Origin of the sequence: Vibrio sp. 10N.222.55.C7 (assembly GCF_041473335.1) — a bacterium.
GTDB classification, from domain to species: domain Bacteria; phylum Pseudomonadota; class Gammaproteobacteria; order Enterobacterales; family Vibrionaceae; genus Vibrio; species Vibrio crassostreae_C.
The window spans coordinates 17,991-36,744 of the sequence record NZ_JBFRSC010000072.1 but is presented as its reverse complement, the minus strand read 5'-3'; the positions used below and the strand labels follow the sequence as shown (position 1 = coordinate 36,744).

At 44.9% G+C, this 18,754-nt stretch carries 14 protein-coding genes; 11 read left to right on the top strand and 3 right to left on the bottom strand.

The genetic code is table 11. From position 1 onward, the window contains the following. Positions 1 to 675: 675 nt before the first annotated feature. On the bottom strand, positions 676 to 1,854 hold the full coding sequence (queG, locus tag AB4482_RS22270; RefSeq protein ID WP_372181722.1) for a tRNA epoxyqueuosine(34) reductase QueG: 1,179 nt from the start codon (positions 1,852 to 1,854) through the stop codon (positions 676 to 678). A gap of 240 nt (positions 1,855 to 2,094) precedes the next feature. Between queG and tsaE the strand changes: the two genes are divergently transcribed. The 8 genes from tsaE (at position 2,095) to hflC (ending at position 11,623) form a co-directional block, all read left to right on the top strand. Continuing rightward, on the top strand, positions 2,095 to 2,559 hold the full coding sequence (gene tsaE, locus AB4482_RS22265) for a tRNA (adenosine(37)-N6)-threonylcarbamoyltransferase complex ATPase subunit type 1 TsaE (RefSeq protein ID WP_004735870.1): 465 nt from the start codon (positions 2,095 to 2,097) through the stop codon (positions 2,557 to 2,559). Continuing rightward, entirely contained in the window at positions 2,553 to 4,268 is a 1,716-nt protein-coding gene (locus tag AB4482_RS22260; RefSeq protein WP_017067933.1) for an N-acetylmuramoyl-L-alanine amidase, read from the top strand. Before tsaE ends, AB4482_RS22260 begins: the two co-directional genes overlap by 7 nt. Positions 4,269 to 4,370: 102 nt before the next feature. Beyond that, entirely contained in the window at positions 4,371 to 6,575 is a 2,205-nt protein-coding gene (gene mutL / locus AB4482_RS22255) for a DNA mismatch repair endonuclease MutL (RefSeq protein WP_372181720.1), read from the top strand. A gap of 97 nt (positions 6,576 to 6,672) precedes the next feature. Beyond that, complete coding sequence (gene miaA, locus AB4482_RS22250; protein ID WP_017059926.1) at positions 6,673 to 7,605, top strand: tRNA (adenosine(37)-N6)-dimethylallyltransferase MiaA; 933 nt, start codon at positions 6,673 to 6,675, stop codon at positions 7,603 to 7,605. A 192-nt stretch (positions 7,606 to 7,797) separates the two neighbouring features. Continuing rightward, the gene (gene hfq / locus AB4482_RS22245) at positions 7,798 to 8,061 is read left to right on the top strand and encodes an RNA chaperone Hfq (RefSeq protein WP_017059927.1); all 264 of its coding nucleotides are present in this window, start codon (positions 7,798 to 7,800) and stop codon (positions 8,059 to 8,061) included. A 44-nt stretch (positions 8,062 to 8,105) separates the two neighbouring features. Continuing rightward, positions 8,106 to 9,413, top strand: coding sequence for a ribosome rescue GTPase HflX (gene hflX / locus AB4482_RS22240; RefSeq protein WP_017059928.1), 1,308 nt, complete (start codon positions 8,106 to 8,108; stop codon positions 9,411 to 9,413). Positions 9,414 to 9,440: 27 nt separating this feature from the next. Next, positions 9,441 to 10,643, top strand: coding sequence for an FtsH protease activity modulator HflK (hflK, locus tag AB4482_RS22235; protein ID WP_102398016.1), 1,203 nt, complete (start codon positions 9,441 to 9,443; stop codon positions 10,641 to 10,643). A 2-nt stretch (positions 10,644 to 10,645) separates the two neighbouring features. Continuing rightward, on the top strand, positions 10,646 to 11,623 hold the full coding sequence (hflC, locus tag AB4482_RS22230) for a protease modulator HflC (RefSeq protein ID WP_017059930.1): 978 nt from the start codon (positions 10,646 to 10,648) through the stop codon (positions 11,621 to 11,623). 190 nt (positions 11,624 to 11,813) lie between these two features. On the opposite strand, the gene AB4482_RS22225 is transcribed toward hflC, so the two are convergent. Beyond that, positions 11,814 to 12,002: a DUF2065 domain-containing protein gene (locus AB4482_RS22225; protein WP_010434105.1), complete on the bottom strand. Its 189-nt coding sequence runs from the start codon at positions 12,000 to 12,002 to the stop codon at positions 11,814 to 11,816. 172 nt (positions 12,003 to 12,174) lie between these two features. Here AB4482_RS22225 and AB4482_RS22220 point away from each other — a divergent pair, with 172 nt between their 5' ends. Further along, positions 12,175 to 13,491, top strand: a complete 1,317-nt coding sequence (locus AB4482_RS22220) for an adenylosuccinate synthase (protein ID WP_010434108.1) — start codon at positions 12,175 to 12,177, stop codon at positions 13,489 to 13,491. Positions 13,492 to 13,789: 298 nt separating this feature from the next. Beyond that, the gene (motX, locus tag AB4482_RS22215; RefSeq protein WP_017063177.1) at positions 13,790 to 14,425 is read left to right on the top strand and encodes a flagellar protein MotX; all 636 of its coding nucleotides are present in this window, start codon (positions 13,790 to 13,792) and stop codon (positions 14,423 to 14,425) included. 143 nt (positions 14,426 to 14,568) lie between these two features. Here the strand turns inward: motX and AB4482_RS22210 are convergent, their stop codons facing one another. After that, positions 14,569 to 15,978 (bottom strand): amidohydrolase, encoded by a 1,410-nt coding sequence (locus AB4482_RS22210; RefSeq protein WP_017063178.1) that lies wholly within the window; start codon positions 15,976 to 15,978, stop codon positions 14,569 to 14,571. A gap of 247 nt (positions 15,979 to 16,225) precedes the next feature. Here AB4482_RS22210 and rnr point away from each other — a divergent pair, with 247 nt between their 5' ends. Then, positions 16,226 to 18,727: a ribonuclease R gene (rnr, locus tag AB4482_RS22205; protein ID WP_017063179.1), complete on the top strand. Its 2,502-nt coding sequence runs from the start codon at positions 16,226 to 16,228 to the stop codon at positions 18,725 to 18,727. Positions 18,728 to 18,754 lie beyond the last annotated feature (27 nt).

Below are 18,754 nucleotides of genomic sequence, written 5' to 3'. Positions count from 1 at the left end.
CCAAGGTTGAGGTCATCGGTTCGAACCCGATGTATCGCTCCAGCTTTCTTCTAAAAAAGCTATTAAGATTCTTTAAACCACCGTGTTTTTCTTTAGATCACAGAGTTTAAAGGCGACCACAAAGGTCACGCTCTTTCTTTAATGCTGCGAAGCATAATCCCCCAAAAAAGCAAATAATCCTCCATCATGGTGGATATTTTTTTGTCTTAAATTTTTCTTAGCAACTGAAATGCTAGTAAATATCAGGTCTCTGAAGCAGACACTTGAGGTTTTTCACATCTATAAACAGACTTATCCACAAAATGTTAGGTGTGGATAACTTGGTTGATAAAGTTGTTTCAGGCTTAATTCTTTACCTATCCCTAAAAGATCTTTCTTGTTTTCAATATATTAGATGAATTGCAGCGATCGTAACTTGTTGTTTTTTATCAAGTTGGATGCCTATCTTGGATTTAATAAAAGATCGTTAACTTGTTGTTTTTTGATCTTAATCATTTATCGGTACTGTGTTTAACTTTGCTCGGGTGTCGGAAGTTTACGAGAGTTCTGAATTTTTTCCACATTGTTAGAATTGAGAACAAGGTCAAACATTGTTCTCAAATTATGTGCAACGAGTTGTCTTAAATATTGGACTATCGATGTGGGTGTCGCTGTCAATCGTTGATACCAAAAGGGCTAGGCGTCTCTTGGTAGTCCTTTCTCTACTATACGTATCAGTCTGTGCTTTTTGGTGGAGATTTTGCTGTTACTTTTTTGCACACAGCTATTTTTCTGCGTAGAGCTATCTTCTTGCACACTGCTAGCGTTGGGTAACTGCTGTAGTTGTTTATTCAAAGCCCACTCAATATGCACATCAAGCATTTCGTTTTTGCCTTGATGAGACTCCAGGGTTTCAATAATGCGTTGTTGAAATGGTGCATTGCCCATCGCAACAAAGATATTGCGTAACCACTGGGTGTGGCCGATACGTCTGATTGCTGAGCCTTCCATTTTCTTTAGGAAGGTTGCTTCGTCCCAACTTGAAAGTGAAACCAGATCGGCTTCTTGGAAATCTTCTCTGCGGTGAAAGTCTGTTTGCTCTGTGAGTTCGGCATGACGATTCCACGGGCAAACTAACTGACAATCATCGCAACCGTAGATACGGTTACCAATGGCATCTCTATACTCTTCAGGGGTCACACCATCATATTCAATGGTTAAGTACGAAATACATTTGCGCGCATCAACCACGCCATCAGCAATAATGGCACCCGTTGGGCAAGAAGTGATACATGCGGTGCATTTGCCGCACTCATCAACACTGGGTTCATCCGTGGGAAGAGGGATGTTAACTAACAGCTCCCCTAGAAAGAACCAAGAGCCAGCGTCTTTATCAAGAATTAATGAGTGTTTACCTGTCCAGCCCAACCCTGCTTTTTGAGCGAGTGGTCTTTCCAAAATGGGCGCTGAATCGACGAAAGGGCGTGAGTCTAAACCCTCGACCTCTTTTTCAATTCTTTGTCCTAGCTTTTTCAACTGGTTACGGAACAATTTGTGATAGTCGCGGCCTAAAGAATAGCGGCTGATGTAGCCTTGAGTGGTATCGCTTAGGTTAGAGGCGAACTGAGCTTCTGGTGGTAGGTAGTTCATTCGAGCGCTGATCACTCGAATTGTGCCTGGGTGAAGTTCATCAGGACGTGTACGCATCATCCCATGTCGAGCCATCCAATCCATTTCGCCGTGGTTGCCTGCATCTAGCCATGCTTGAAGAGGGGCTTCGTGTTCACTTAAATCAACATCGCAGATGCCAACTTTTTGAAAGCCCAGCTCTTTTCCCCAGATTTTAATTTTTTCAGCAAGATGGTCTAGATTCATGGCTTATTTCTTATTTTCTCTGTTTTACAATTAGAGATAAGGCTAATTAAAATTAGGTTCGGCAAAAATGGGGGCGGATCTTAACGGATCTTAGTGGTGTTGACCAGAACAGACGCGTTTTGATCAGTATTTTTCATAGAACTTACACTTGAGTGCTTGTCTCCCAAAAGCATCACGGTTTACTATTCTTGTTCTTTTGATTTTTATATAGTCAACGATCGATTTTTAGAGAACGTATTCATGAGCACGAAACAATTTACTTTGAAAGATGAACAAGCAACGATTCAATTAGGAACGGAGCTTTCTAATCTTTGCTCACAGCAGACGACTATTTATCTGCATGGTGATCTTGGCGCAGGTAAAACGACTTTCAGTCGTGGCTTTGTAAAAGCACTTGGCCATCAAGGAAATGTAAAAAGCCCAACGTATACTCTAGTTGAACCTTATCAACTTGCAGATTGGCAGGTGTACCACTTTGACCTTTATCGCCTAGCAGATCCTGAAGAGTTAGAGTTTATGGGTATTCGTGACTACTTTACTCCGGATGCTATCTGTTTGGTTGAATGGCCTGAGAAAGGTTATGGGATGCTACCAGAAGCCGATTTGGATATTGATATTCGTTACCAAGACGATCACCGTATTGTTTCTTTAACCGCTAATAGTGAATACGGACAGCGCTTACTTAGTCAGTTGGAGTTATGTTGATTTCTAAACGCCTTATTTCAACAGTGGCCATGATGGCTGCTGTTTTTTCTATACTGTTTTCTTCACTTGTTTCTGCAAACTCACTGAAAAGTTTAAGGGTTTGGCCTTCTCCAGAAGAAACTCGTGTGGTTATCGACTTAAAATCAGAAGCGGACTTTAGCTATTTCACCCTGAGTAGCCCGAGTCGCTTAGTGGTTGATTTAAAAAATACCAGTCTTGCGACTAAGTTACCGGTCGAGGTGAAAGACAGCCCTGTTCTATCTAAGATTCGTAAGAGCTCACCGCCAGACAAAAACACCTATCGCTTGGTTTTTGAGTTAAAGAAGTCGTCTAAAGCAGAATTATTCAAACTGAGCCCGACCCCAGGTGGTCAGTATGGACACCGTTTGGTGATCGACTTACCTCATGGTGCGGCAAGTAAAGCGACATCGACACCGAGTAAGCCAACGGTAAGTAAGAACATTAATCAGGTTAAGCGCCAGAAAGATATTCTAATTGTGATTGATCCTGGCCACGGTGGTGAAGACCCAGGTTCGATTGGTCCTACGCGTAAATACGAAAAAGACGCGACTCTAAGTATTTCTAAGAAGTTAGCAGCTCAACTGAATGCGGTCCCGGGGATCAAAACTCGTATGACTCGTAATGCTGATTACTTTGTGAACCTGAATCGACGTGTTGCGATTGCTCGAGAGAATGAAGCTCACCTGTTGATCTCTATTCACGCCGACGCCTTTACGACGCCTCAACCAAGAGGTGGTTCAGTGTTTGTATTGAACACTCGACGCGCAAATACAGAGATCTCTCGTTGGATTGAGAATAAAGAGAAACAGTCTGAATTGCTTGGTGGTAGCGGTGCAGCGTTCACAAGCAATATTGATGATAAGAACGTAAACCAAACCCTGCTTGATTTGCAGTTTAGCCACTCTCAAAAAGAGGGCTACAAACTGGCAACGGCAATTCTGTCTGAAATGGGTAAGGTTGCGAAACTGCACAATAGCAAGCCGATTAACACCAGCTTAGCAGTATTACGTTCACCACAGATCCCATCAGTACTGGTAGAGACAGGTTTTATTTCGAATCCGACGGAAGAGAAGCTTCTTTTCCAACGTTCGCACCAAGATAAATTGGCACGAGCAGTGACTAAAGCGGTGGTTAAGTATTTGAAGGCTAACCCGCCTGAAGGGATTATCTTGTCTAACGCAACGTCATCAACGGGCAGCGTGAGCCAACATAAAGTCTCTCGTGGTGAGTCTTTGTCTGTGATTGCGAGCAAGTATGGTACGTCGACACAGACGTTGATGAAGTTCAACAATCTGAAATCGAGCAGCCTAGCAATTGGCCAAGTACTTAAGATTCCAGGCAGTGCTTCAACTTCATCATCAAGCAGTGCGGTTAAAACGAAGACCATCACTCACACGGTTAAGTCTGGAGAGTACCTAGGTAAGATCGCCAGCCGCTATAAAGTGTCGGTGGCTGATATTAAACGTGAGAACCGTTTGAAATCAGAGACGGTGAGAGTAGGCCAAAAGTTACGTATTACGGTTGAAGTTAAAGATGTTCCTCTGCGCAAACACAAAGTTGCAAGAGGTGATTACCTTGGCAAGATAGCTTCGAAATACGGCGTGAGCGTCAACAGCATTCGCCAAGCGAATAAGCTAAGATCTGACAGTCTAGCTATCGGCCAAGTGTTGATTATTCCTCACAAGTAGTCTTGGGAATGCTAAACAGCTTCAGGTATATCAATGATAAAAAATAAGAACTAGTGCAAACGTAGCAGCGTTTCCATCAATGGCAGTAAGGTAGCTATAAATATGACGATCAAAATACTGCCAGCTCGGTTAGCTAACCAAATCGCAGCGGGTGAGGTGGTAGAAAGACCCGCTTCTGTTGTAAAAGAGTTGGTTGAGAACAGTTTGGATTCTGGTGCGACACGTATCGATATTGATATCGAGAAAGGTGGCGCCAAGATGATCCGCGTTCGTGACAATGGTAAAGGCATCGTAAAAGATGAGCTTGCCTTGGCACTGAGTCGTCATGCTACCTCCAAAATCCACACTCTTGATGACCTAGAGGCGATCGTCAGCCTCGGTTTCCGTGGTGAAGCGCTGGCGAGTATTAGCTCGGTTGCGCGCTTAACCATGACGTCACGCCCTGCCACTCAAGATCAAGCTTGGGCAGCACACAGTGAAGGCCGTGATATGCAGGTGAAACTGCAGCCTGCGGCGCATCCTATTGGCACTTCGGTTGAGGTGTTGGACCTGTTCTTTAATACGCCAGCACGCCGCAAATTCTTACGCACCGAGAAAACTGAATTCACCCATATTGATGAGTTGCTTAAACGCATCGCATTGAGTCGTTTTGATGTGACGATCAACCTTCGTCATAACGGCAAGATGATTCGTCAGTACCGCGCTGCAAAAACACAAGTTCAAGCAGAAAAGCGAATCGCTGCGGTATGTGGCAATCCTTTTGTTCGTCATATGCTTAAGATCGAACTTGAGCATCAAGGCCTAAAACTTCATGGCTGGATCACCACGCCAGAAGGAGCAAGACAACAAAGCGACCTGCAATACTGCTATGTGAATGGTCGTATGATGCGTGACAAGCTGATCAATCATGCGATTCGTCAAAGCTACGAAACCAGCCTGCGTCCAGACCAATTCGCGACGTATGTGTTGTTCATTGAACTCGACCCACATCAGGTGGACGTGAATGTCCACCCTGCAAAACATGAAGTGCGTTTTCATCAAGCGCGCCTTGTGCATGACTTTATTTACCAAGCATTGAGTGATGGTTTAGCGCAGAGCAAGCAGATCGATGCTGCACCAATCAATCAGTCGGCTTTTCATCAGTCAGAAGTGATTCATCATCAGCAAGATAGTACGAGCTCTGCAGTTGATGGTGTTGCAAGTTTCGCTGAGCCAGAAAGCGTAATGCTTAGCCGTTCGGATCAAACCCAAGTTTCGGATAGGGTGCGACACGCTATTGAGCAAACGCCTGCCTACCCGAGAAAAGCAGAATCAGAGCACGCTTTTGATAAGCCTCAACACAGCGTTAATGATGGTGGGCGACATTATGTTTCATCAATTAGCCCAAGCTCATCAACCAGTCCAAGTTCATCTGCTGGCCGAAGCTCGGCTACTAGTGACAGCAGTTTTACCGGTTCCTCTCGCCAAGAGTGGATAGAGTCTCGACCTGAACCTAAAAAAGAGAAAGAGCCACACCAACATCATGGTGAACCCGCGCCATCTAAGCGAGAAGTGAAAGCCTATAAAGAGCTTCTGAAAACGCCAGATTTTGATGAGCAAGTTGTACAGCCTTCACTTTCTCAAGAGCATGTGGCACCAGTAGAAACCAGAGACAACTTAGAAAATAAAGAAAATAAAGAAGCTAAGCCTGCTCAACAGAATCCTGTTCATTTAAAGCCAAGAGCACCTGTAACGGACTTGGGCAAAGCGGTCTCGATTGTGGAACGTCAGTATCTGGTAATGGGCAATAAGAACGGCAGTGTGCTGGTTTCCTTGGCTAAGGCTGAGTTATTGCGTGTTGTTGGTCAGCTTGATACTCGAGGTGGTGCGTTAAAAAGCCAACCACTATTGGTGCCTTTATCGATTAAGCTGGGTAGTGAACTTGTCGAAGTTGCTAAGGCGCTGAGTCAAACTCTGGCATTACTGGGGATTGAGCTTAAGGCGCGAAACAGCGAGGCGGTAATGGTGATGGGCGTGCCTTCTCCTTTAAGGCAGCAAAACTTACAAATTTTGATCCCAGATCTGTTATCTTACGCGGCTTCAATAAATGCCCAGGGTGCAGTGAAGCAACCTAATGACATGTTGTCAGCTTTGGTTAACTGGATCGGGATTCAAACCGCACAAGTAAAAAGCGACTACACTTTATCTGAAGCGGTTCAACTAGTTGGGGAACTAGAACAACTTTGGCATGGTCTACTTCCATTAGATGATCCAGAGTTTGTTAATCCTATCGACTTTTCAGCGACTATAGCCGCGTTTACGGTTTAATTTTTTCGCGACGACCTTTGTCTTTTTAGCTGAATACGTCGCGACACAAAGCCCTTTGCTAAAAAGCGCTAAAACAGAGAAGCAAATACAAAATATCATGACTGAAAAATTACCTTTAGCGTTGTTTTTAATGGGCCCAACGGCGTCAGGAAAAACAGATTTAGCTATCCGCTTACGTCAGAAATACCCTGTAGAGATCATCAGCGTCGATTCGGCATTGATCTACAAAGACATGGATATTGGTACCGCTAAACCGGATGCGGAAGAGCTTGAGCTCGCGCCTCATCGCTTGATTGATATTTTGGATCCAAGCGAAGCGTATTCTGCGGCAGATTTTCGTCGTGATGCGATCAATGAAATGAATAAGATTGTAGCGGAAGGCAAAATCCCGTTACTTGTTGGTGGCACAATGCTGTACTACAAAGCATTGTTGGAAGGTTTATCGCCATTACCAGCCGCGGATCAAGAGATTCGTAAGCAGATTGAAGCGGAATCTATCGAACAAGGTTGGCAGGCATTGCACGATCAATTAAGAGAGATAGATCCCGTATCCGCTGAAAGAATACACCCAAATGATCCACAAAGGCTTTCAAGGGCATTGGAAGTTTACCGAATTTCGGGTAAAACATTAACAGAGCTAACTCAAACGAAAGGCGATAGCCTGCCATTTCGTGTAAAACAATTTGCAATAGCTCCCAAGGAAAGGACTGAACTCCATCGCCGCATTGAGCTGCGTTTCGAGAAGATGATAGAAGCTGGGTTTGAAGATGAAATGAAGGCGTTGTACGCCAGAGAAGATCTTCACCCTGAACTGCCATCGATCCGATGCGTTGGTTATAGGCAGATGTGGGATTATTTAGACGGTAATTGTGATTTAGACGAAGCGGTTTTCCGTGGTGTCTGTGCAACCCGTCAGTTGGCCAAGCGACAAATCACCTGGTTGCGCAGTTGGGATGATTTAACTTGGTTAGATAGCGAAAACATTGATCAAGCGTTAGAAACTCTTTCAGATGCAATAGCATCTGATTAGTATTGCTGTGTATAATGTGATCGCTTTTGCGTGAATATACTCTGGAAAGGATCCGTTATTGAGGCTTTTAAAAATCACAGCCTTTCAATAACAACGGAGTTTTTTTATTCATTTAGCTCAGATGCAAAGGCCGCACCTTTTTGTGCACCACTAGCTAAATAATTACAACAAAATACAAATAAGGAAAATAAAATGGCTAAGGGGCAATCGCTACAAGACCCATTCCTAAATGCACTCCGTCGTGAGCGCATTCCAGTCTCTATCTATCTTGTTAACGGCATTAAGCTGCAAGGTCAGATCGAGTCTTTCGATCAATTCGTGATCTTATTGAAGAACACAGTAAACCAAATGGTTTACAAGCATGCGATTTCTACTGTGGTACCTGCTCGCGCAGTTAGTCACCACAGCGGCGAGCAACGCACGCCATCTGATCGTCCAGAGAAGACTGAAGATTAATCGTTCAATTTGTACAGCTTGCGCTGTAATAAGGAGTTGGTTGCTTGTTTGACCGTTATGAATCCGGCGAGCGAGCCGTACTTGTTCATATCAACTTCACGCAAGAGGGAGAATGGGAAGATCTAAGCGAATGTGAAATGCTGGTCTCCTCAGCGGGGGTAGAAACGCTACAAGTGATTACTGGTAGCCGACAATCCCCACTCCCTAAATACTACGTTGGAGAAGGTAAAGCCCTAGAAATCGCACAAGCTGTTCAGCTGACCGGTGCTGAAATTGTGATTTTTAACCACTCCCTCTCTCCTGCCCAAGAGCGCAACCTCGAGCAATTGTGTAAATGTCGTGTGATTGATCGCACGGGTTTGATCTTAGATATTTTTGCACAACGTGCGCGAACTCATGAAGGTAAGCTACAAGTTGAGCTCGCTCAGCTTCGTCATATCTCTACTCGATTGATTCGTGGTTGGACTCACCTTGAAAGGCAGAAAGGTGGTATTGGTCTTCGTGGTCCAGGTGAAACTCAACTGGAAACCGATCGACGTTTGTTGCGTGACCGTATAAAGGCAATACTACGTCGTTTAGCGAAAGTCGCTAAGCAGCGTGAACAAGGACGACGTGCTCGTAATCGAGCTGAAATCCCAACAATTTCTTTGGTTGGTTATACCAACGCAGGGAAATCAACACTTTTCAATCGCATCACAAGTGCTGGTGTTTATGCGGCAGACCAACTGTTTGCAACCCTAGACCCAACACTACGTAAGATTGATTTGGCAGATGTCGGGCCTGCAATTCTCGCAGATACCGTAGGTTTTATCCGTCATCTACCACACGACTTGGTCGCTGCGTTCAAGGCAACATTACAAGAGACGCAGGAAGCTGACATTTTGTTACATGTTGTTGATGCCAGTGATGACCGTTTTCGTGAGAACATTCAGGCTGTTCATGAAGTATTAGAAGAAATCGATGCTCATGAAGTGCCAACCCTTGTAGTCATGAACAAAATTGACTGCATGGAAGACCAAAAACCTCGAATTGAAAGAGACGAAGAGGGCGCACCTCGCGCTGTTTGGGTTTCTGCAATGGAAGGAGAAGGTATTGAGCTACTGTTTGAAGCTTTAACTGAGCGTTTAGCTAGCCAGATGGTTCAATTCCGGTTGTGTATTCCACATCAACATCAGGGTCGCATTCGCAGCTTATTCTTCGAGATGAAATGTATTCAACAGGAAGAGTATGATGAAAATGGTAACTTGTTGATAGATATCCGAATGCAACAAATAGATTGGTCTAAACTTGAAAAAAGAGAAGGGGCGCTCTTAGGTGACTTTATCGTTACCAAAGAGACTGCTACAGTATAACGTCATATCAAATGATGGAGCTTTCTAATGGCGTGGAATGAGCCTGGAAATAACAACAACGGCGATAATAACGGCCGCGATAATGACCCTTGGGGTAATAAAAATAATCGCGGCGGCCGAGATCAAGGACCGCCAGATCTAGACGAAGTGTTTAATAAACTAAGTCAAAAGTTAGGTGGCAAGTTTGGTAAAAAAGGTAGCAACGGCAACGGACCATCTATTGGTGGTGGCGGTGCAATTGGCTTTGGTGTCATTGCCGTTATTGCTATTGCTATCTGGTTCTTCGCTGGTTTCTACACTGTTGGCGAAGCAGAAAGAGCAGTAGTACTTCGACTGGGTCAGTTCGACCGTATCGAAGAACCTGGTCTTAACTGGCACCCACGCTTCATCGATGAAATCAGTGATGAGCAACTAGTAAACGTTCAAGCGATTCGTTCTCTACGTGCTGCTGGCACGATGCTAACGAAAGATGAAAACGTTGTGACCGTTGAAATGGGTGTTCAATACCGTGTTTCTGACCCATACAAGTACTTGTATCGTGTAACGAATGCAGACGACAGTTTACGCCAAGCAACCGATTCTGCGCTTCGTGCGGTAATTGGTGACTCACTAATGGATAGTATCCTGACAAGTGGTCGTCAGCAGATTCGTCAAAGCACTCAAGAAACGTTGAACCGTATTATTGATAGCTACGACATGGGTATTCTGATTGTTGACGTGAACTTCCAGTCAGCACGTCCACCTGAGCAAGTGAAAGATGCATTTGATGATGCTATCGCGGCTCGTGAGGATGAAGAGCGTTTTGAACGTGAAGCTGAAGCTTACCGAAATGACATTCTTCCAAAAGCAACAGGTCGTGCTGAGCGTTTGAAGAAAGAAGCGGTGGGTTACTCAGAGCGCACAGTTAATGGTGCTCTAGGTCAAGTTGCTCAATTCGAGAAACTGCTACCTGAATACCAAGCTGCTCCTGAAGTAACACGTAACCGTATGTACCTAGATACAATGGAAAAAGTGTACTCAAGCACATCGAAAGTCCTGATTGATTCTGAATCAAGCGGTAACTTGCTATACCTACCAATTGATAAGCTAGGCGCACAAGGTGGTTCTCAGTCGGGCTCTCGCCCTGCAAAAGCATCATCAACTTACGATCAAATTGAGTTAGAAACTCAAGCGGATCCAAAGCCTAGCACTCAAACTCGTTCAGACAGTTCACGCCAAGGGAGATACTAATAATGCGTAAATTAATGATCCCTGTATTAGTTGTGACGATTGCCCTTCTATTGATGTCAGTGTTTGTGATTCAAGAAGGTGAGCGTGGCATGGTAATTCGTTTTGGTCGAGTTCTCGATGACAACGGCGTATCACGAATCTATGAACCAGGTCTGCACTTTAAACTACCGATGTTTGATCGCGTAAAAGTACTTGATGCTCGTATTCAAACGATGGATGGCCGTTCTGACCGTTTCGTAACATCAGAGAAAAAAGACGTTCTAATTGATACTTACGCAAAATGGCGTATTGCTGATTTTGGACGTTTCTATCTGAGTACCGGTGGCGGTAATATCATGACGGCAGAAGCACTTCTTGAGCGTAAAGTGACAGATGTTCTTCGTTCTGAAATTGGTTCTCGTGAAATTAAGCAGATCGTGTCAGGCCCTCGTAACAAGGACATCCTGCCAGACTCTGCTGATAGCGAAGTCGTCACAACGGTAGCGGCTGCAGAAGCACTAGAAGTTGATGGCGAACGCGATAAGATCATGGAAAACGTTTTGTCTGGAACGGCAGAAAGTGCGATGGCTGATTTAGGTGTTGAAGTTGTTGATTTTCGTATGAAGAAGATTAACCTTCCTGACGAAATCAGTGAATCTATCTACCGCCGTATGCGTGCAGAACGTGAATCGGTTGCTCGTAGACACCGTTCTCAAGGTCGTGAGAAAGCGGAAGTTATCCGTGCTCAAGCTGAGCTAGAAGTGGCAACAGTTCTTGCTGAAGCTGACCGTACAGCTCGAATCACTCGTGGTGATGCGGATGCAGAAGCAGCGAAGATCTACTCTGATGCGTTCAGCAAAGATCCTGAGTTCTACGGCTTCATGCGTTCATTGCAAGCTTATGAGACATCATTTAGCGATAAGAGCGACATTCTAGTACTGGATCCGAAGACTGACTTCTTCCAATACATGAATCAAGCAAGCGGCGCTCCAGCAAAATAAGCTGATGCGTTAGCGAATGCTTAGCTTAATAAGCAAAATACGTTAAAACTTAAAAGGCTCCCATTGTGGGAGCCTTTTTGTTTTCTATGACTTCTTTCAGGAGGAGACATGTTTGTGGATTCACTATTGGGGCGCGAGGGAAGGCGCTTAACAGAGTGGTACTTATAAACAGATTAGTACTTATAGAAACCTAGCGGTAGGTCATGAAAGCGATAACCGCTCCAGCCACCACAAGACAGCCTCCAATGCGGCGCAGTTGCGTGTCTGGTTGCTCGCTCAGTTGCGCGACCATGTTTCTCCAGCCATTGGGTGCAATCAAGGGGCCGAGCCCTTCCACAATAAGTACGAGCCCAATAGCGAGCCAAATTGATTGAGACATGGTTCTGCCTTTTGTCTGTAAAAAATCAATGATATCAGTATCTTTACACATCTGCCCCCAGTTATGGCTGGTTTATTTTTGTACAGCGTTAACGTTTATGAACAAAAAGTGACTGCAAGAAGTGTGATTCAGTGCTAGAATCCATTTTTAATTAGCAACAGAAATTGGAAAGATGGGAAATAACGTAGTCGTTCTAGGCACCCAATGGGGTGATGAAGGTAAAGGTAAAATCGTTGACCTTTTAACTGAAGATGCAAAATACGTGGTTCGCTACCAAGGCGGTCACAATGCAGGTCACACACTTGTAATTGACGGTGAAAAAACCGTTCTTCACTTAATTCCATCAGGCATCCTACGTAATAACGTTAAATGTGTTATTGGTAACGGTGTAGTATTATCGCCTGACGCACTTCTAAAAGAAATGAAGCCTCTTGAAGATCGCGGTATTCCAGTACGTGAACGTCTTTTCATCTCTGAAGCTTGTCCTCTAATTCTTCCGTACCACATTGCAATCGACAACGCGCGTGAAATCGCTCGTGGCGCTAAAGCTATCGGTACAACGGGTCGTGGTATCGGTCCTGCTTACGAAGATAAAGTTGCTCGTCGCGGTCTACGCGTTGGCGACCTTTTCGATAAAGAAGCATTTGCTGAGAAGCTAAAAGAAGTGATGGAATTCCACAACTTCCAACTAGAGCACTTCTACAAAGCTGAAACAGTAAGCTACGAAGAAGTTCTTGAGCAAGCGATGAGCTACGCAGATATGTTAACTGCGATGGTTATCGACGTAACTGACGAACTAGACGCAGCACGTAAGCGCGGCGACAAGATCATGTTCGAAGGTGCTCAAGGTACGCTACTAGATATCGACCACGGTACTTACCCATACGTAACGTCTTCTAACACGACTGCTGGTGGTGTTGCTGCAGGTTCTGGTTTCGGTCCTCGTCACATCGGTTACATCCTTGGTATTACTAAGGCTTACTGTACTCGTGTTGGTTCAGGTCCATTCCCTACTGAGCTATACGATGGCCTTGAGAAGCAAGACCCAGTTGGTAAACACCTAGGCGATGTTGGTCACGAGTTTGGCGCAACAACTGGTCGTCTACGTCGTACTGGTTGGTTCGATGCTGTTGCTATGCGTCGTGCAATCCAAATCAACTCTCTATCTGGTATGTGTCTAACTAAACTAGACGTTCTAGATGGCCTAGAAGAACTAAAAATCTGTACTGGTTACAAGATGAAAGATGGTTCTATCCTAGAAGTTTCTCCAATGGCTGCTGAGTCATTCGAAGAAGCGACGCCAATCTACGAAACAATGCCTGGTTGGTCTGAAAACACATTTGGTGCTAAATCTATCGACGCGCTTCCACAAGCTGCTCTAGATTACATCAAGCGTATCGAAGACCTAACTGGCGTTCCAATTGATATCGTATCAACTGGCCCAGATCGTAACGAAACTATCATCAAGGTTCACCCATACGGCGCATAATGCCTGCTGAGTGATTACCAGGCACGAACAGTGCTTTGATAATAAAATAGTTTTCTAAAAGCCGACTTTATTAAGTCGGCTTTTTAATACCTGCAATTTAGCCGTTCACTCTTTGATGGTGATCTTTTAAGCGTCATCAGGCAAAATATTGCCCATTAGCGGCAAGTTTTGTCTAAAGCCGTCGGGGTTATTGCCGATACAGATATCATGGAAAGTGAAGTTCACCCTGTTTTGTGCGTGTAGAAATCCTCTGCACCCCTCAATAGATAACTTTAGCGACAGATAATAGAGTGCAGGTATGAAGCTACGAATTGTGGCAGCTTCATTAATAATGGCGCTGAGCTCACCCTTGAGTCATGCTAATTTGGCTGATGTGGGAGAGCCCGTTCCAATATATACAGAAGCTGAACTGATTAATTTAATCGAAAATAATCAACATCTAGAGCGAGTGAAAGCTGATAAGTGCCAGTTAGTTGAAGATATCGTTGCTCGTGCAACGCGTATTAGCTTGCCTTCTTATGAGTTTTTATACGGTGATATGTTGGCTTGGGGTGTGTGTGTTCCACAAGATGTAGAGCTTGGCCTTTACTATATGGAAAACGCGGCACATCAAGGTTTACCCGCTGCATTAGAGCAGTTAGGTCGTTATTACTCTCGTGGTACTTTGGTACAACAAGATCAAGAGCGTGCGATTCCGTATCTACGTGAAGCAGCCTCGATGGGTAACTTAAGTGCGAGCATTCACTTAGCGGAACTCTTGTTACGTGACTACGGTAGCCCATTGGATTATGAAGATGCTTACCGTTGGTTGTATAATTCGGTAACCGCAGATCAAAGACAACACAGACGTATCACTGTGCTTCGTAGCGGTCTGGAACAGAGAATGCCAGACAATATTATTGCTCGAGCAAAACGTCGAGACGTATTCTGGTAAGACAGATTATTGAATGAGCAATGATGATTAATGACTGCACTCGTTAATCATCTAAAAAACTCGTATTAAAAAGGCCTCGCTGAGATTCATCAGCGAGGCCTTTTTTGATCTGAACGGAAAACCGTTTATCTAATTCGGTAGCGTTATTGAACCACCTCACCAGACTCAATCACCGTTTCACGAACAACCTTGGTGAAATCGAGTGCTTCTTGACGAATCTTATCTTCGTCTACCGTTAGCATGTCGCGATCTTGCATGATGATCTTGCCATCAACGATGGAGTGACGAACATTGCCTGAGTTAGCTGAGTACACCAGTGCTGAGTATGGGTTGTAGACTGGAACCATGTTTGGCGCCTTAGTATCGATCACTATGATGTCAGCCAGTTTGCCTGCTTCAAGAGAGCCGATCTTATCTTCCATGTGCAGCGCTTTTGCTGCTCCCATTGTCGCCATGTCGATCACTTTGATCGGCGGCATCGCAGCACGATCTTTGTTAACTAGCTTGTGAACTTTAGCGACTTGGTTGAACTCATCAATGGTGCTCAGTGTGTTACCAGACATTGGGCCATCAGTACCTAAACCGATACGCACGTTCTCGTCATACATCTTAAGGGCAGGTGATACACCTTTTGCTGACTTGATGTTAGCACTCATGTTATGAGCTACACCCATATCCGATTTCTTCACCAGTTCGATATCATGATCGTCAACAAGGATCATGTGTGCACCCACCAAGTTCTTGTTGAGTGCGCCAATGCTGTCCATGTATTGAACCGGGGACAATCCATCAGAACGCTCTGCGATTTTCTCTTCTTCACGGTGTGATTCTGCAAGGTGAATCATTACTGGAACATCTAATTCTAGGGATAGTTTAGATATTTTCTGAAGGATCTCTGTGGTGTTGGTGTAAGGCGCATGCGGGGCAAACGCTGGTGTGATGCGTGGGTGATCTTTGTATTCTTCAATGAAGTTCAACGCGTACTTAATGCCTTCTTCTGCGTTGGCCGCATCGGCGACTGGGAACTTAATCACCGTTTCACCTAGGATGGCACGCATACCGATCTTATCGACGGTTTTTGCGACTTCATCTTCGAAGTAGTACATGTCGGCGTAAGTTGTCACACCGCCTTTCACCATTTCAACGTTACCTAGGTTGGCACCAATGCGTACCATGTCTCGCGATACTAGCTTCTTCTCTAGCGGAAAGATGTAACGGTGCAGGCGATCTGGCACATCATCGGCTAACGAACGGAAAACTGTCATTGATACATGAGTATGGGTATTGATGAGACCTGGCATAACGATATCGCCATCAACGTCTAACACTTGCTTAGCTTGGTACTGCTTCTCTAGTGAAGCATCACCAACCGCAATGATTTTGTTGTCTTTGACCACAACAGTACCGCTTTCATAAACCGTTTTGTCTTGGTTCATGGTTAGAACCATCGCATCGGTAATCATCAGGTCAGCCTTTTCCATTGCCGAACTTGCGAATGGGAACAGCGCTAGGCTCGCCATAGCTGAAGCCAATAAAGTGCGTTTTAGTTTCATATCATACCCAGAACAGGAGTTGGTAAAGTGCGTGGATAATAGTGTATTTCATTCATGGCGCAAACGTTTGTTTTATCGTTTGCTTGAAATTTTGATGATAATCCACGTCTATGAAGCGATGTTTCACAAAGTGAAGATATGTATCAATCTGAGGTTATTTGAGTGTTTTCTAAAGCATATCTGTAGCTTACCCCTAGCATCAGATATACTAGGGGTATATACCTTCCTTGCTTAAGCAGGCCCGCCTATGTCAAAAAACACACCAACGTCAGAAAATACGACAGCGACAACCACTGTTGATCCTTTTGCCGACCGAGAGTCGAAAAATTACGATAACCCAGTACCAAGCCGAGAGTTCATTATTTCGTTTCTAACAGACGCGAATATTCCGATGAACCGCAACGATCTATTCGAAGCTTTGGGTCTTGCTGGAGAGGAACAATATGAAGGGCTGCGTCGTCGTTTGCGTGCAATGGAGCGTGATGGACAGCTTATCTTTACTCGTCGTCAGTGCTACGCATTGCCTGAGAAGATGGAACTGATCAAAGGCTATGTGATTGGTCATAAAGACGGTCATGGTTGGGTTCGCCCAGACGGCAGTGTGGGTAAAGACAATGATATCGTGCTGCCGCATCATCAGATGAAAACCATCATGCACGGTGATTACGTATTGGTTCAGCCTACTGACAACAGTAAGCGTGGCCGTCGTGAAGGTCGCTTGGTTCGTGTGCTTGAAGAGCGTAAAACGCCACTTGTTGGTCGCTTCTTCCTAGAGTACGGCCATTCTTACGTTGTTGCTGATGATTCGCGTATTAGTCACGACATCCAGATCCCTACTGAGCATAAAGGCGGTGCTCGAATGGGTAATGTGGTTGTGATTGAAATTACGGATCGCGGTGGTCGTTCTCGTAACATGATGGGGAAAGTAACCGAAGTTCTTGGTGAAAACATGGCGCCGGGTATGGAAACGCAGATTGCGATCCGTACTCACCAGATCCCACAAGAGTGGCCTGAAGCGGTAGATAAGCAAATCGAAAACCTAGGTGAGCATGTTCCTGAAGAAGCAAAAGAAGGACGTGTAGACCTGCGTAAACTGCCATTGGTTACCATTGATGGTGAAGATGCGCGTGACTTCGATGATGCGGTTTACTGTGAAGCGAAGAAAGGCGGCGGCTGGCGTCTATGGGTAGCGATTGCTGACGTAAGTTACTACGTTCGCCCAGATACCGCGCTAGACAAAGAAGCGATTAACCGTGGTAACTCGGTATACTTCCCGTCACAAGTCGTGCCAATGCTGCCAGAAGTGCTTTCAAATGGTTTGTGTTCATTGAACCCTCAGGTAGACCGTTTATGTATGGTGTGTGAGATGACTATCTCAGACAAAGGTAAACTGTCAGGCTACAAGCACTACGAAGCGGTAATGAATTCTCATGCTCGTCTTACTTATAACAAAGTAGGCGCGATCTTAGATGGCAATGAAGAATTACGTGAGCGTTACGAACCTGAAGTACCACATCTTGAAGAGCTTCATAAGATGTATAAGGTGCTTAAGAAAACGCGTGACGAACGTGGTGCGATTGAATTTGAAACGGTAGAAACTAAGTTTATCTTCAATGCGGATCGTAAGATTGACCGTATTGAGCCAGTAATTCGTAACGATGCACACAAGATCATCGAAGAATGTATGATTCTTGCGAATATCGCATCGGCATCTTACGTAGAAAAAGCGAAAGAGCCTGCGCTGTACCGTGTTCACGAAACTCCGGGCGAAGAGCGCTTAATGGGCTTCAAGAGCTTCCTTAGTGAGCTAGGTTTAACACTGGAAGGTGGTCTGTCGCCATCACCAGTAGACTATGCACAACTGATGCAACAGATTAATGAACGTGAAGATCGTGAATTAATCCAAACTATGCTGCTACGCTCAATGAAGCAAGCGGTATACAACGCGGATAACGCGGGTCACTTTGGTTTAGCTCTTAAACGCTATGCTCACTTTACCTCGCCAATTCGTCGTTACCCAGATTTGCTATTGCACCGCGCGATTAAGTACCTTATTGCGAAAGAAGAAGGTCGTAACAGCGAACGTTGGACGCCAACTGGTGGTTACCACTACACTTTCGATGATATGGACTTCTACGGCGAGCAGTGTTCAATGACTGAACGTCGTGCTGATGACGCAACGCGTGAAGTAAACGACTGGTTGAAGTGTGAATACATGCAAGACCATGTCGGTGAGGTGATGGATGGTGTGATTGCCAACGTGACTGGTTTTGGCTTCTTTGTTCGTCTAACTGAACTGCACATTGATGGCTTGGTACACATCTCAGCGCTAGCGAATGATTACTACCAATTTGATGCTGTTGGTCAGCGTCTAGTGGGTGAAAGCTCAGGTAATATCTACCGCTTGGGTGATTCGGTTAAAGTGAAGGTTTCTGCGGTTAATTTAGAAACTCGCCAAATCGACTTTGACTTAGAAGACACTGATCGTCAGCCGCGTGGCAAAGGCAAAACAGCCAAGAAGCGTGCAGCAGAAGCGATGAAAAAGGCGAAAAGCAAGAAGCGCTCAGCAGTGAAGAGTAATAAGCCAGGTGTATCAGCGAAGCCTATGGTTGAGCCAACTAAGCGACCTGACGGAAGCAGCGAAGGCCCTGCTAAGAAGAAAAAGCCAGCGAATAAAACCGGTGCTGCTAAAGCTCGCGCTAAGAAAAAGCGTGCAGCAAGCCGTAAGCCAAAGGCTGATAACTCTTAAGACTGATAAATCTTAAGGCTAATAAGG

Coding starts and splice junctions, on each gene's coding strand:
- queG (WP_372181722.1), bottom strand. CDS start 1,854: ATGAATCTAGACCATCTTGCTGAAAAAATTAAAATCTGGGGAAAAGAG.
- AB4482_RS22225 (WP_010434105.1), bottom strand. CDS start 12,002: ATGTCTCAATCAATTTGGCTCGCTATTGGGCTCGTACTTATTGTGGAA.
- hflC (WP_017059930.1), top strand. CDS start 10,646: ATGCGTAAATTAATGATCCCTGTATTAGTTGTGACGATTGCCCTTCTA.
- mutL (WP_372181720.1), top strand. CDS start 4,371: ATGACGATCAAAATACTGCCAGCTCGGTTAGCTAACCAAATCGCAGCG.
- rnr (WP_017063179.1), top strand. CDS start 16,226: ATGTCAAAAAACACACCAACGTCAGAAAATACGACAGCGACAACCACT.
- AB4482_RS22210 (WP_017063178.1), bottom strand. CDS start 15,978: ATGAAACTAAAACGCACTTTATTGGCTTCAGCTATGGCGAGCCTAGCG.
- AB4482_RS22220 (WP_010434108.1), top strand. CDS start 12,175: ATGGGAAATAACGTAGTCGTTCTAGGCACCCAATGGGGTGATGAAGGT.
- hflK (WP_102398016.1), top strand. CDS start 9,441: ATGGCGTGGAATGAGCCTGGAAATAACAACAACGGCGATAATAACGGC.
- motX (WP_017063177.1), top strand. CDS start 13,790: ATGAAGCTACGAATTGTGGCAGCTTCATTAATAATGGCGCTGAGCTCA.
- AB4482_RS22260 (WP_017067933.1), top strand. CDS start 2,553: ATGTTGATTTCTAAACGCCTTATTTCAACAGTGGCCATGATGGCTGCT.
- tsaE (WP_004735870.1), top strand. CDS start 2,095: ATGAGCACGAAACAATTTACTTTGAAAGATGAACAAGCAACGATTCAA.
- miaA (WP_017059926.1), top strand. CDS start 6,673: ATGACTGAAAAATTACCTTTAGCGTTGTTTTTAATGGGCCCAACGGCG.
- hfq (WP_017059927.1), top strand. CDS start 7,798: ATGGCTAAGGGGCAATCGCTACAAGACCCATTCCTAAATGCACTCCGT.